Below are 14,673 nucleotides of genomic sequence, written 5' to 3' on the forward strand. Positions count from 1 at the left end.
GTCAGCCGGAAAATAATTCCGGCTGACTTTTTTCATGGCTGGCGGCTTTTTGATCAGAGGGTTCATACCATGCCAAAATTCGGCTGGCATCTTCTTTTTCCATATGTTCGATTCTTGCTACGGCTCCCATCATTCCGGATTTGATCGTCGATTGAATAGAAGCAAGGTTTCGCCGCCGCTGAAAATAGCTTTGCGTAACATCGATGGCCTGTATCCTTCTTTTCATCATGTAGGAAGTGTGCTTGCTGATTCCCCGGAACTGCATGGTCAATTGCTTGCCGGATAAGGCATAGCCGGCTGTCCGGTGCTGCCAAAACGCCAGCAATACAATAACCGGCACAACCACCAGTGCTATAAGGCCATAAGGATAGAAAAAGTAGCCTAGCGCGGCAATGGACGGTGCCAGCCAAATAAAATCGAGGCGGTAATAAAAATGGACACTGCGTTTTGGCGCTTTTGCCAATTCCGGTTCCCAATCCATTTCTGGAAACAACTCGTTCAGCACCGGAATGATAGCGGATTTTTTAGCGAGTGGAAACAGCCGGATTTTTTCATCTTTATCCCCAATAGATCCTCCCGCACTTTCCACCGTCACAGTCGCATAGCCGAACAGCTCCCGCAAAGGATTCTGTGAGATTTTTATGCCCTGCACCCGTTTGAAAGGCACGGAGACTTTCTTTTTCTCCAGCAAGCCCCGAGTAAGATAAATATGGCCCTCATCCGTTTGAATCGTGAAATGATAGTTCGCGAAAATCGTTAATATGACAGAGATAATCCAGGCGATCAAAAGCCCGATAAAAATGACCAATGCCACAATTAAATATCCGAACCGCAAGAACAGCATGACTTCCTCATAAATTGCATCATAAGGAATCAATTCGGAAAACTGAGAAAAGAAGACAGCTGTCGCCGACAGCACTACTCCAATTCCACCGGATGTCGTAGCCAGAACAAGCAATTCTTTCATCGTCATCCGGTAAAGAGTCTTGGTTTCTTTCTTCTCCTCCACTGCCGGTTCTTCCGCGACGGCTATGTCCGCGGCCATTTCAGTCTCTCTCCAAACGCCGCGCTTCGCTTCTTCCATTTTGCGCTCAATGCGATCCGCATCTTCCCGGGAAATAGCCGTCAATTCCGCTTCCGCTTGGCCAATTTTCCCTGAACCTGCAGTTTCGACTTTCACTTTCACCAAGCCAAGCGGACGATGGAATATTCCTTCGGTGTAATTCAAGCTCTGGATTCGGTCAAATGGAATATAACGCTTTTTCTTGACGAATAATCCGTACTCGATGCGCAGCTCACCTTCTTCAAACCAATACACAAACCGTTTCCATTTTATGATTCCGGCAATCAGCACAAATACCAGCACCACTGATCCAATCAACACAGGAAGCAATCCTTGCCAGCCTTGATTGAACATTGCGCTGATTCCACCATCTCTGAAAAGATTAACGCCAAAAACAACGAGAAAAGGAACAATCAGTTCTTTTAACCCTTTAATGAAGTTTATAAGCGCAGAAACAGGATGAAGTTTATAGTAAGTTTCAGACATCGTCTTCCGCCACCCTTGCCAGCACAGAAATCCTCGCTCTCAATTCATCTGCCTCCGCCGTAATAAGTGCGGGAATTATATGCGTGGTAGCAGCTGTGGAGATTGAGATTTCGGCTAAATCGTATTTTCTCAAAATCGGCCCTTGTTCTGTATCAACATGCTGCACTCTTACCATCGGCACCAAAGTCCGCCTTACGATGAATAAGCCATGCTGCAATTCAATTTCCTGTTCCCGTACTTCATAGCGCCATCGCTCCCAACGGATTTTCGGAAATAAATAAATCAGCAAAACTCCAAATACAGTAATGATTCCGGCATAAAGGGCATACAGCCATTGGGGCCAGTCAAAAAAGTAAGTAAGCACGCCCACTCCAATAATAAAAACAGCAATTATGGCGGTTTGGATTGTTCCGTACAATCGCCAAACCGTTAATCCTTTTCTGGAAATCTGGTTTTTCGGTTGATGTTCCATTCGCTTCTCTCCATTCCCGTTTCCTGCTTACCTACACAATTCAAGCTGCAGTGCTTTACTTAATTGTACCTGATAACAGCCAAGCAAAAAAGGCGGATACGAAAACAGTTTCCTGTTTCGTATCCGCCTTCTATTATGAAGCATGTTGTGCCCGTCGAATCTACACGGGCACTTCCGCTTTTCTTAGTGTCTAGCTGCAGCGTCTAGTCCCTCGGGGTCTTAAGTCGCCCTGTTCTGGAAATCAAGATTTCCGGCACAGGTCACCTTAAGCCTGTCGGGACTGAACAGACGCTCCCGCTTTTCTTAAGACTCGTGGCGGCGAGTGCGTCCTGGACGTCCGCCAGTGCTGCTTGCTGCGCCTTCACGACGACGGCCTGCACCAGAACCTGAACGGCTTGAAGATGGACGGCCTGAACCTGTAGAACGGCTGCCTTTATAACCGCCGCCTCCACTGCTGCGTCCGCCTTTTCCTTTATAACCGCCGCCTCCGCGAGCTGGCAACGGGCGTTCTTCAGAAATAGAAACCGGTACATCTTCCGGCTCTTTCGTCATTGTTTTAAGAGCTGCTGCAATCAAATCAACCGCATCAAACTTCTCAAGCATTTCTTTCGCAAATACGCGGTAGTCGCCCAAGTTGTTTTTCTCAGTCATTTCTTGCAATTGTTCCATAGCTACGCGTTTTTGGCCAAGTACAGCCTCGTCAGCAGTCGGAGGAATCAAAGCTTCCATTTTCTTCTTAGTTGTTCTTTCAACGATGCTCAAGTAGCCCATTTCACGTGGTGTTACGAACGTGACTGCGACTCCTTTTTTACCTGCACGGCCAGTACGCCCGATACGGTGAACATAGCTTTCAGGATCTTGTGGAATATCAAAGTTGTATACGTGTGATACGCCTGAGATATCAAGTCCGCGAGCTGCTACGTCAGTTGCAACCAAGATGTCGACTTTACCTGCTTTGAATTGCTTCAACACAGACATACGCTTCGCTTGGCTAAGGTCACCATGAATTCCTTCAGCTACATAGCCGCGGATATTCAAAGCATGTGCCAATTCATCAACCCGGCGTTTTGTGCGTCCGAAGATGATTGCAAGTTCTGGTTGTTGTACGTTCAAAAGACGTGAAAGGATGTCGAATTTTTCGCGTTCTACCGATTTAACGAAGAACTGCTCAATGTTCTCAACAGTCATTTCTTTTGATTTGATTTTAACGATTTCTGGAGTCTTCATGAATTTCTCTGCAATGCGGCGGATAGCATCCGGCATAGTTGCTGAGAACAACAATGTCTGGCGATCTTCTGGAACGCTTGACATGATTGTTTGGATATCTTCGATGAAGCCCATGTTCAACATTTCGTCAGCTTCGTCAAGGATCAATGTGTTTACATTGTCCAATTTAAGCGTGCGGCGGTTGATATGGTCTAATAGGCGTCCAGGTGTACCAACGATGATTTGCGGGCGGTTTTTAAGTGCACGGATTTGACGGCCGATCTCTTGGCCTCCGTAGACTGAAAGGATACGCACGTTTTTATCTTGGCCCAGTCTGTAAAGCTCTTCAGAAACCTGGATAGCCAATTCGCGAGTCGGTGCGATAACTAAACCTTGGACGTTGCCGTCTTTAGTGTCGATTTTTTCGATCAACGGAATACCAAACGCAGTTGTTTTACCAGTACCTGTCTGAGCTTGTCCGATGATGTCTTTTCCTTCCATTCCAAGACGGATCGTACCTTCCTGGATTGGTGTTGCTTCTTCAAACCCCATGCGTCGTACGGACTTTAAAGTTGTTTCGCTAATATTTAACTCTGAAAATTTTACCAAATTTTTTCAATCTCCTTTTGTCTTCATCTTATTTACAAATGGTGTACATTTTAGATGAATTCGTGACAAAGATCGAGCCTTTATGAGGAAGTTTCACGTCGAAAATCATACTCTGTAGTTTTAAGTCAGAGGGGATGTGTGAACAGAAAAAGCTCGGGCGTTGCCGAGCGGTCTGATCGGCGGGTTTTGATGCCCAGTAAGTAGAACAAACCGTTTTGCTCAAAAAAATACTCTTCACAGGGAAGAGTGTCTCAAAAATGTATCCATTGCTTTCATTAGAATAGCACGATTTCCAAGTACTTGCAATCAATACGCAAAGGTTATAATAATCAGTTTACTCTGCGCCCTTCCTCATGAACCCAAGGACCTGCATAAACCAATCGTCGCAATCATCGCTGTAGCAAATCAAGTGCTTCCCGGAATCAGAATGAATGATGTATTTTTCGTCCGAACCAATACTGTTGTAGATATGTTCAGCAGCTGAAACTGGAACTATCCCGTCTTTTCTTCCTTGAACTATGCACACAGGCACTTTTATTTGCCGGTAATGAGGTTCAACCATTTTGACCACTTTCAAAAATTCAGCTGTAGAAAATATAGGCGTGTGCGTCAGCTTATATTTGTACTGCTGAAAAAACTCGTTGTCCCCAAGCTTCCTTTTCACTGCATCTGCCATGGTTTCTTTGATTTCCTCAAGAAGCTGAGTGGCACTGATGTATTTGGCAGCAGCGCTTAACAGAACCAGCCGGTCCAACTTATAACGCAAAGCCAAGTACATGGCAATTAATCCACCCATTGAAAACCCGACAATAATGATGCGGTCCGTCTCTTTTTTCAATTCCCGCAACGCCAGCTCCGCTTCCATCATCCAATGCTCCGCCTTCATTTTCCGGAGATTCAAGGTTTTGCCATGCCCCGGAAGTGTCGGCACTTTAACAATCCAATCTGTATGCTTTTCCATAAAGTCGGCAAACGGCTGAACCTCATAAGGTCCGCCTGTAAAGCCGTGAATGCACAGAACTCCTGTCTTCAAACGGCTTCCCCTACTTTCTTATTGAGATATAGAGAAACAACAACCAGCAGAGATGAAAATTCTCTGTTGATTGTTGTTTAGTTAAAGGCTGTTAAATCTTGACAAAAGGTTCGATGACCCGTTCAAGCGCCATACCGCGTGATCCTTTAACAAGGATAAGCGACTCTGCTGTAATCTTGTCCTGTAAAAAATTGATGATCGGAGCATAATCATCTTCGCTCCAAATCAGTTCACCTTTATAGGAATCTTTCATCTTCTCATACAGCCATTTCATACGAGGACCGAACAAGCAGACGCCAGCGATATTCTCCGATATGGATGTTTCGAGCGTTTCATGATATTCCTGTTCTTTTTCGCCAAGTTCCAGCATGTCGCCTAGAACAAGCCATTTATCTTCTTTCATCGTTGTTTCCCGAATAAAGTTAAGTGCCGCTTTCATCGAAGAAGGAGCTGCATTATAAGCATCGTTAATGAACGTAGCGCCGCTTTCCGTATGGATAATCTGCATGCGCATATCGGTCAATGCCGCATCTTTCAGCGACCGGCGGATGTCTTCTTCCGACAAGCCAGCTTCGAGCGCCACTAAAATTGCCGATAAGGTATTTTTCACTTGGTGCTCGCCCAGTACCGGAATCGTGAACGCTGCGTCGATAATGCCGCTGACTTGGAAGCTGCTGCCATTTTCCGTCGCTTTGATATCCGTAACGGCCAATTCATTATTGGTGTCAAAGCCGAATGATACGGCCTGCGGAAAATTCTCGACAAAAGGCACAAGCAATGGCTCATCGCCATCGTAAAATAACTTGCCATGGCTTTCCAAACCAGCAGTAATCTCAAATTTCGCTTTGGCAATGCCTTCACGGGAGCCAAGATCCTGCATATGGGCTTCACCGATATTCGTGATGATGGCATAATCGGGGCGGGCCAGCTCGGATAAAAATTCGATTTCACCGAAGCCGCTCATGCCCATTTCCAACACTGCAAACTTGGTGTCTTCGTCCAGCGACAGAATCGTCAATGGCAGCCCGATTTCGTTATTGTAATTGCCTTGTGTTTTCTGCACTTTGAAATATGGTTTCAAAACGCTTGCCACTAAATCTTTTGTTGAGGTTTTGCCGTTTGATCCCGTGATGCCGATCACCATCGTCGACAACTCATTGCGGTATGCTCTCGCCATTTCCTGCAAAGCGGTTTTCGGGTCATCAACAATCAGTAAAGGCAGATCTTTCGGCGGATCCGGTTCATCCCGCTGCCACAGCGAGGCGGCTGCTCCTGCTTCGATAGCCTGGCGGACATATTGATGCCCATTGACGTTTTCCCCACGAAACGGAATGAATAAATCGCCAGGCTTTAACGTTCTCGTATTGATCGAAACTCCTGTGACTTCAATTCCTTTTAAACTTGTTTTTATATCCAGCCATTTAGCCAATTGTTCAATAGGTTTTTTCATTAAATTTCTCCACTCAATCTATTTTTACTTGCAAGGTTTGCTTTTCTTCATAACGCTCAATCGCAAGCGCAATCAAGCGCTCGATCAATTCCGGATATGGCAGCCCCGTATTTTCCCAAAGCAAGGGGAACATGCTGTATGGAGTAAAGCCAGGCAATGTATTCACTTCGTTGATCAAAATCTCATTGGCAGCAGTAACGAAGAAATCTGCGCGGACCAGCCCAGAACAGTCCAATATTTTAAACGCCTTTTTAGCTGCAGCCACAAGTTCCGCGTATACCTCTTCATCCAATTCAGCCGGAATGATCATCGCGGTATTGCCGTCTTTGTATTTCGCCTCGTAGTCATAAAATGCCTTCAAGGGTTTGATCTCACCGGCTACCGAACATTCCGGTACATCATTCCCTAACACCCCGATTTCAATTTCACGCGCCGTGACGCCTTGTTCCACCACAATTTTACGGTCAAATTTCAGCGCTTCTTCAACTGCCGCAATTAATTCCTGTTCATTATCCGCTTTGCTTATGCCGACGCTCGATCCCAAATTCGCAGGTTTAACAAAAACCGGCCACTTTAGCTCGGCTGCTACTTTGTTTACCCAGAAATCCTGGTTTTTCTTCCACTCTTGACGAATAAAATAGACATAAGGCGTTTGTTTCAATCCTGCGATTTCAAACAGCTGCTTCATGACCACTTTGTCCATCCCTGCTGCAGACGCCAATACGCCATTGCCGACATACGGTAAATTCATCACTTCAAGCATCCCCTGGACCGTGCCGTCTTCTCCGTTTGGTCCGTGCAATAATGGAACAATCACTTCAAGGCTTTGTTCGGCTTCTGCAGGAAGGAAGCCTGAAATATCGTTTGGATTGGTCGGCCCATCGGTCAACTGAAGCTGCTCAATTGTTTCAGTCGGCCCTTCAAGCATCGACCCTTTTTTCCATTCACCTTCTTGCGTGATATAGATTGGATGTATTTCATATTTCTCAAAATTCAATGCTTGTGTAACCGCATGGGCAGTGGAAAGCGATACTTCATGCTCTGCAGATTTGCCTCCATATAATAAACCGATTCGTTTTTTCATCCCTTAAACCTCCGCTAATGTCCAGTCCCGAGTCCTTCGGCGCTTTTCATTTTAATAATTTCGTTTTGCATAATGCTTAGTTTATCACGAACAAGGAAAGACGAAAAATTTTTTCCCAGCCAGTCTTGGAAAAATTAAAATTTGCTGCAGTTGAAATATGCGGATAAAGTGAGCGCTCCTGCAAATGAATCGTGGAATATCGGCAACATTATTCCGTGAAATTTTACGGCAAAAAAAATAACACCCGTTTCCGAGTATTATTTCCATTGCTTCAATTTGCGGTCAAAGATGATTTTGCGGTCGACTTCCTGTTTTGTATAATCCCGGATGTCAGACCAAAATTCATCCAGGAAAGAGATTTCCTCAACTGAACGAATATGCAGCTCAATCGTGTTTTTCGTCTTTTCCGGATCAGCCAGCGATATCAAGGCCCCTTCCCGGTAATCGTTTTTTAAAGAAGCCAGTATTTCATAAGGCAATTCCGGAATTAAATCTTTTGACTTCCGCCGCCAAAAGTTTTGTCCATTCGCTTCTTTGCGGATGGACTGGGTAAAATAATTGCCAACCAGTTCATTCAGCCGTTCCAAGTGCCGGAAATAAATCTTCGTCGTCTGTTCCTCTTCACTTGATAAATAAACGAATTCATTTTGCAAAGCAGCATAAAATGGCAGTCGCACAGTTTCTTTTTTATGGCCGATATACAATAGTTCAGCCTGCTCTTGGGGGGTCAAAGAATTCAATTGTCTTTCATTTTTGAAATCAATCCAGCAGAATTCACTTTTTTTATTTTGAAGCGCTTTCCTAAGCTGCACAAAATCTTCCTGTCCGACAAACTCCATATAAGTATGCATATTAAACGAGGCATCTTCGTATGGATGCTTTAGCAACAAGAGGTTTTTGGGCATTTTCATGGCGTCCAGAAATTGAGCAAAGGTCAACCCACTGAAAAGAGCAAACTGATCGGCGTCATTTAAATAAATATATAAATGCTGTATATAATAATCCGCGTTCAACGGTTTTTTGACCATATCCCCCACTCCATTCTCCTTTTACATTATACGACCATTCTAATGAAATATGAAACATCCTTGCTCTATTTGCGTCATTACTTTTGGTATAGGCACATTCTATGAGAATACGCTATAATATAAACCTACTCTCAATCCTAAAAAAGTACAGGTGAACGCAAATGCAAACAAACAAGAGCATTGCTGATCGCATTGATTGGCCGCTCGCTTTTATATTATTTTTATTTTTCGTGGTCTCTTTGATCGCTATTTCTTCAGCGCAGACTTCCGGACAATATTTGACAAACTTCGTACCGCGACAAGCACTGTTTTATTTTATTTCAATCTGCATGATTGGTGTTCTTATGTACTTTGATCCAGAACAATATAAAAAGATGTCTTATTATTTATACGGTTTCGGAATATTGCTTTTGGTGGCTTTGATGATTGCACCTGAAGGAGTAGGCCAAATCGGGCAGAGGGTCAATGGTGCCAAAGCTTGGTTTCATACACCGTTTGTCAATATCCAGCCTGCTGAATTTATGAAGACCTTTTATATCCTGGCGTTAGCGAAAATGATTTCTTCCCATCATGAAAAACTTCCATTAAAAACGATAAAAACAGATTTACTTCTATTAGGAAAAATCGGCTTTTTGCTGCTCATCCCGCTGTTGTTTATCCTTCAACAGCCTGACTTGGGTACAGCGCTTGTTTTTATCGCTATTACATTAGCCATTATTGTAGTGGCCGGAATTTCATGGAAAATCATATTGCCAAGTTTCGGCGGTGTTACAGTCATTGGCGTGACGCTGCTTTGGATGGCCGTCAATATGCAAGAGTTCCTAACGGATACTTTTGGCATTCAGCCTTACGCATTTGCCCGTATTTATACTTGGCTGGACCCGTATGCCTATGCAGACGGAGCTGGCTATAACTTGATTGCCGCCATGAATGCCATTGGTTCTGGGGAAGTGTTTGGTAAAGGTTATCAAGGCAGACAAGTATATGTTCCGGAAAATCATACCGACTTCATCTTTACGGTTATTTCGGAGGATTTCGGATTTGTCGGGGCCAGTGCAGTCATCATCTTGTTCTTCATGCTGATTTATCATTTGACGAAAATTACTTTACAACTAAAAGACACATTCAACACCTATGTTTGCGCCGGAATCATTGCGATGATTACATTCCACGTCTTCCAAAACATCGGCATGACGATTCAGCTCCTGCCGATTACCGGTATTCCGCTGCCGTTCATCAGTTATGGCGGAAGTTCCTTGATCGGCAATATGCTGGCCATCGGAATCGTCTTTAGCATGAAATTCCACCATCGCACTTATATGTTCGGCAACGATAAAGAAGTTGATTAAAAAACTCCGACGCTTGGCGTCGGAGTTTTTTGCATTTATTATTGTATTTGCGGTGTTTGGGGCAAAGCCAGTGCTTTCAATAATTCTACACGAGATTTTGTGATATTTGCTTGGATCCCCAGTTTCGATAGATTGGAAACGATTTTGCGAATTTCAACGTCTTTCGCCATCCAGATCACCTCTTTATATTATTCATACTATTATTGACGTTTGGAACTGGTATCAGTTTCATTCAGAGGGGTAAATAGTTGACTTTTCTGTGTCTATGCATATAATACCATCTTTTACGAACTTTAAACTTTTCATTTTGATGACAAAGTGAAAAAATTGTAAATTCTTTTCTCTAGAACATAAGAAAACGGTCGACTCATTCAGTCGGCCGTTTTCTTATGGTTTTATTTTCTTCTTCATTTTCGACCACGTGCTTGAGAATCGATAGCTTGTTATGCCAGAATTGGTCAAAATACGACAGCCATTGCTTTAGCTCTTCAAAGGACTCCGGCTGGAGGCTATAGATTTTTTCCCGGCCTTCTTTTCGTCCACTGATCAGTTCGGCTTCCGCTAAGATATGAAGGTGTTTCACAATTGCTGTGCGGCTGACGGTAAAATGGGAACTGATTGCTGAGATGGGCAGTTCTCCTTCCGATAATAAGTGAAGCACTTTTCTCCGGGTCGGATCTGCAATCGCTTGAAAGACATCATGCTTTTTAGCTGCTGAAGACAATTAAGCTTCAACTACCTTTTCGTTTAGTTTTCTGACAATCCCTTCCCAACCATGATCCATCCGGTCACGGATAATAAAACTTTTGTCGTTTGCTTTTGGAAGAATAGCTTCAGGATGCTTCCATCCCCCATGAATAAGAGTAAATTCGGTTTTGCCTTCGATTTCTTTTAAAAGAAAAGAAACGATCCAGCCTTCTGTATCCCAAGTGAATGAAAGGCGATTAGGCGGATCAAATTCAATTACTTTACAAGGTGATGGGCCGAACGGTGATTGCAGATGAAATTCATTTCCCTCTTCCGGCTGAAAATCATTTGGCATAAACCAGGAAGCAATCCCTTCCGAAGTCGCTACGAAGTCCCATACTTTCCGGACAGGAGCATCGATTATAATGACGTGTTTGATGTCTTCCAGTACTGCTTGATCCATCGGTTCCATGAACATTCTCCTTTAAAATAAAATAGCACCATTTGGTTTCACCTAGAATGATATAACACCTTAAGGTTTCATGTCAATCGCCCTCCGGAAACCTTCAGCTCCTTCTTTTATAGAAGTCCGAAAACGATCCATTTTATTTCCTTCATTGTCGTTCTCCTTTAACAAAGGTAAAATGGCACCATAGTCTTTTTAGAAAGCAGGAAAGTTTATTATGAAAAAAACCATTTTATTGCTGATGTCTGTTCAATTTTTTGTTTACTTGGGCTTTGGCATTATCATACCGGTGCTGCCGGAAGTTATTGTTCAGCAAGGCTATGCAGATATCCATGTAGGCGGACTTATCACCATTTATGCCCTTGCTTCGTTTTTCACAGCACCGCTTTGGGGCCGTCTATCTGATAATACCGGCCGCAAAAAACTGATTTTGATCGGCTTGGCCGGATTCAGCCTCAGTTTCTTTTTGTTCTCGCTGTTTCTGGATCATCTAGTTTTACTGTATTTGTCCCGCATCATCGGCGGCTTGTTCTCCGGCGCTCTGTATACAGCAGTGACCGGTTACGTTGCCGACATCACCACTTCTGAAGAACGCAATAAATATATGGGCCTGCTCGGCATGTCGATTGGCCTCGGCTTTATTTTCGGCCCGGCAATCGGCGGTCTTCTTGGTGCAGTTTCGCTCTCACTGCCATTTACCGCGTCAGCCGTTCTCGTCTTGCTGCTGATGGGCTATGCCGGCATCGTCTTGAAAGAACCGGAGCGCCATGGTGAAGCGGTCAAACGGAAACTGCTGCCAAAAGGAGCCAGCATGCTTTGGCAATACCGGATCCGCTACTTGTTCCTGTTCTCGTTTACCGTCACTTTCCTGCTGGCCGGCTTGGAATCAACGTTTCAGCTATTCCAAATCGATCAAATTGAAATTACGCCGCTACAGCTTGGTTATCTCTTTATGGCAAGCGGTTTTGTGGATGCAGCGATTCAAGGCGGAGTCGTGCGCCGCGTCAAAGACGGCACCGAAACCAAATGGATCATCGGTGCGCAAATCATTACAGCAGCCGGACTTTTTTTATTGCCATTCACTTCGAGCCTGGTGTTTGCCGGAATTGCCCTTAGCATATTTACAGCCGGCAACGCACTTGCCCGGACCGTATTGGTGTCGCTTACTTCAAAGGAGTCAGGCGGAAAGTACGGCACCGCCGCCGGCATGACTTACTCTATGGATAATATGGGGCGCATCATCGGACCGCTGTTTTTCACTTGGCTGTTAACACTGCAATCCGGGGCGGTCTATTACCTTTCGGGTACATTGGCCTTGTTCAGCATCGGATTGATCCTGATTTATAAAAGTTCCGGCAAAACTTTGCGGACCACTGAAAAAGCAAGCCCCTCTTCTTGAGGCGCTTGCTTTTTTCTTTATACAGGCGTACCGCCATTGATATTCAGAACTTGCCCGGTAACATATGACGAATCGTCGGATGCCAGGTAAACATAGCCTGGCGCGAGTTCATCCGGCTGGCCTGGGCGTCCGAGCGGCGTATTCTTGCCAAAGCTTTCCACTTGTTCCGCAGGGAACGAAGCCGGAATGAGCGGCGTCCAGATTGGTCCTGGCGCTACGGCATTGACGCGGATATTCTGTTTTGCGAGTGATCCCGATAAGGCTCGTGTGAACGACAAAATTGCCCCTTTGGTGGAAGAATAATCGATTAATGTCGGCATGCCCTGGAAAGCCGTGATGGAAGTGGTATTGATAATCGAACTTCCAGGCTTTAAATGATCCAGCGCCGCTTTTGTCATGTGGAACATGCCAAATACATTCGTGCGGAAAGTCCGTTCCAGTTGTTCCGCCGTAATGTCTTTTAACGAATCCTGCAAGTGCTGCTCGGCAGCATTGTTGACCAGAATGTCCAGCTTGCCGAATTCATCGATCACTTGCTGCACCGCCCCTTGGCAAAAGGCTTCATCCCCGATATCTCCCGCAATCAAGAGACAGCGTCTTCCTTCTTTTTCAACGTGCCGCTTTGTTTCTTCTGCATCTTCATGTTCATCAAGGTAAGCAATGGCAACGTCTGCCCCTTCTTTTGCGAATGCCACCGCTACTGCGCGTCCAATGCCGCTGTCCCCTCCGGTAATCAAAGCCGTTTTTTCTGGGAGGCGCTGCGCTTTGCCTGCGAGATTGCCGGTGAATTCCGGTTCCGGCGTCATTTCTGTTTCAAAGCCTGGCTGGCGTTCCTGTTCTTGCGCGGGCAAGCTTTCCGGTTTATCTTTTTCCATTTCGCTTCATCCTTTCTGATTTTTCATGTCTCTGGCATTTTTCCCTTTGTCTGGCAACATAAACCTGGAACAAAATAAAGAAAAGCCAATAATGAGCAGAAATGAAGCATCTCCACTTATTATTAGCTGTTCATTGAGGCGGATTGGTTAAAAGTTTTGTTATTTTTGCATTATTGTCCCTTGTGGAACGCTGCTTCCAAGCTCAGGATAAGCTTCTTGCAGAACAGAAGGCCGTACCATATACGCGATCAGCACAATCAGGCACACACTGCTTCCCCACACCACGTACTGGGCCGGGACTACATCATACAGCAAACCGAAGATCAGATACCCGAGCGGCATCATGGCCATCGCCATCGATTCGAGTATGCCAAAGACTCGCCCCCGGTATTCTTCGGCTACATCTTTCTGCATCATGACCCCGATTGGTGTATTGACGAAGACATTCGAAAATCCAAATCCAAACATCAGAACAATCAAGAACCAGACATTCATTCCGTAAGACAGATCCAAGACAAGCGGAAATGCCATGCCTGCCAAAATGAACGACATCACGAAAATCGCTCTTTTCGACATAAGCAGTGGAAATTTCACTTCTTTCCTCATGGCAAAGTAAATGGAAGCGAGCAGCATTCCTACAGCAACCATTGCTTCAATAATCCCGAAATGAGAAGCTTCCACTTTTAATTGCCGCACAGCGATGATCGGAAGGCCGATCATCAATGCAGAGAAAAAGAAATTGAGACCGATTGCTGCCGTTACAATAACCATGATGACCCGGTGGCTTTTCAAGTAAACAAAGCCTTCTTTCATTCCTTTAAGTAGGGGTTGCCTTGCTTCTCCTGCCTTTTCGGCAGCTCTATCCGTGAATAATTTGAAATTCATCGTAGCTTCAAGCAACACCGCAACTGTGTAAGCAACGATTTGAATAACGAGGAACACATTGATGGAGACAAAACCGAACAGCATGCCGCCGATGACCGGTCCGCCAATCGTCGCAACGGACATAGCTGACTGGTTAAAGCCCATCGCTTTTTGGATGCGCTCCGAATCAATCAAGTTCGCAATGGAAGATGAAAAAGTGACACTCGTAAACATCGAACTTAGCGAAAGAAGTGCTGTGGTGATGTAAATGGCCAGCAGCGACAGCCCCTCGGCCAAACTATAAAGCAATAATCCGCTGACAGACAAAACCGTCGCCAATTGGGAAACAATAACGATTTTTTTCTTTGAATAGTTATCCGCTGCATAGCCGGCAAAAGGCGCCAGAATAGTTCTTGGCAAAATGCTGCAAATCAAATTGATGGCGAAGCTTGCTGCAGAACCGGTCAGTGCCAGAACATACAAACTGATCCCGAATGTATAGACACTGTTTCCGAAGGTCGATATCAGCTTACTGATGCTGAACGTGTACAAGTGATATGTGGCTTGTTTTAAGCTTGCTGCTTGGCTCATTTTTTTCATTC

The 14,673-nt window shown here is 44.8% G+C and carries 14 protein-coding genes; 2 read left to right on the forward strand and 12 right to left on the reverse strand.

All coding sequences use genetic code 11. The features are described from left to right. Position 1: 1 nt before the first annotated feature. The 7 genes from AC3AQ9_RS13880 to AC3AQ9_RS13910 form a co-directional block, all read right to left on the reverse strand. Positions 2-1,549, reverse strand: a complete 1,548-nt coding sequence (locus AC3AQ9_RS13880) for a PH domain-containing protein (protein ID WP_488308082.1) — start codon at positions 1,547-1,549, stop codon at positions 2-4. Then, positions 1,542-2,021 (reverse strand): PH domain-containing protein, encoded by a 480-nt coding sequence (locus AC3AQ9_RS13885; RefSeq protein ID WP_488308083.1) that lies wholly within the window; start codon positions 2,019-2,021, stop codon positions 1,542-1,544. Before AC3AQ9_RS13885 ends, AC3AQ9_RS13880 begins: the two co-directional genes overlap by 8 nt. A 303-nt stretch (positions 2,022-2,324) precedes the next feature. Continuing rightward, positions 2,325-3,836, reverse strand: coding sequence for a degradosome RNA helicase CshA (gene cshA, locus AC3AQ9_RS13890; protein ID WP_488308084.1), 1,512 nt, complete (start codon positions 3,834-3,836; stop codon positions 2,325-2,327). 334 nt (positions 3,837-4,170) lie between these two features. Beyond that, on the reverse strand, positions 4,171-4,869 hold the full coding sequence (locus tag AC3AQ9_RS13895; protein ID WP_488308085.1) for an alpha/beta hydrolase: 699 nt from the start codon (positions 4,867-4,869) through the stop codon (positions 4,171-4,173). Positions 4,870-4,960: 91 nt separating this feature from the next. Next, positions 4,961-6,319, reverse strand: a complete 1,359-nt coding sequence (locus AC3AQ9_RS13900) for a UDP-N-acetylmuramoyl-tripeptide--D-alanyl-D-alanine ligase (protein ID WP_488308086.1) — start codon at positions 6,317-6,319, stop codon at positions 4,961-4,963. 13 nt (positions 6,320-6,332) lie between these two features. Beyond that, entirely contained in the window at positions 6,333-7,403 is a 1,071-nt protein-coding gene (locus tag AC3AQ9_RS13905; protein WP_488308087.1) for a D-alanine--D-alanine ligase, read from the reverse strand. A gap of 257 nt (positions 7,404-7,660) precedes the next feature. Next, positions 7,661-8,431, reverse strand: coding sequence for a hypothetical protein (locus AC3AQ9_RS13910; protein WP_488308088.1), 771 nt, complete (start codon positions 8,429-8,431; stop codon positions 7,661-7,663). A 161-nt stretch (positions 8,432-8,592) separates the two neighbouring features. Between AC3AQ9_RS13910 and AC3AQ9_RS13915 the strand changes: the two genes are divergently transcribed. Further along, positions 8,593-9,780 carry an FtsW/RodA/SpoVE family cell cycle protein gene (locus AC3AQ9_RS13915; protein WP_488308089.1) on the forward strand — a complete coding sequence of 396 codons (1,188 nt, stop codon included), beginning with the start codon at positions 8,593-8,595 and terminating at the stop codon, positions 9,778-9,780. A 38-nt stretch (positions 9,781-9,818) separates the two neighbouring features. On the opposite strand, the gene AC3AQ9_RS13920 is transcribed toward AC3AQ9_RS13915, so the two are convergent. From AC3AQ9_RS13920 to AC3AQ9_RS13930, 3 genes are all read right to left on the reverse strand, one after another. After that, positions 9,819-9,950 (reverse strand): Lmo0850 family protein, encoded by a 132-nt coding sequence (locus AC3AQ9_RS13920; protein ID WP_300991318.1) that lies wholly within the window; start codon positions 9,948-9,950, stop codon positions 9,819-9,821. A gap of 197 nt (positions 9,951-10,147) precedes the next feature. After that, positions 10,148-10,504, reverse strand: a complete 357-nt coding sequence (locus tag AC3AQ9_RS13925; protein ID WP_488308090.1) for an ArsR/SmtB family transcription factor — start codon at positions 10,502-10,504, stop codon at positions 10,148-10,150. Then, on the reverse strand, positions 10,505-10,930 hold the full coding sequence (locus AC3AQ9_RS13930) for an SRPBCC family protein (protein ID WP_488308282.1): 426 nt from the start codon (positions 10,928-10,930) through the stop codon (positions 10,505-10,507). It abuts the gene before it with no gap. Between the two features lie 220 nt (positions 10,931-11,150). On the opposite strand from AC3AQ9_RS13930, the gene AC3AQ9_RS13935 reads away from it, so the two are divergent. Continuing rightward, positions 11,151-12,332 carry an MFS transporter gene (locus AC3AQ9_RS13935; protein WP_488308091.1) on the forward strand — a complete coding sequence of 394 codons (1,182 nt, stop codon included), beginning with the start codon at positions 11,151-11,153 and terminating at the stop codon, positions 12,330-12,332. A gap of 17 nt (positions 12,333-12,349) precedes the next feature. Here the strand turns inward: AC3AQ9_RS13935 and AC3AQ9_RS13940 are convergent, their stop codons facing one another. After that, a complete protein-coding gene (locus tag AC3AQ9_RS13940) occupies positions 12,350-13,207 on the reverse strand; it encodes an SDR family oxidoreductase (RefSeq protein WP_488308092.1) in 858 nt (285 codons plus the stop codon). A 159-nt stretch (positions 13,208-13,366) separates the two neighbouring features. Then, on the reverse strand, positions 13,367-14,662 hold the full coding sequence (locus AC3AQ9_RS13945) for an MFS transporter (RefSeq protein WP_488308093.1): 1,296 nt from the start codon (positions 14,660-14,662) through the stop codon (positions 13,367-13,369). Between the last annotated feature and the right edge of the window lie 11 nt (positions 14,663-14,673).

It is taken from the genome of Planococcus sp. VCh962, assembly GCF_057748275.1.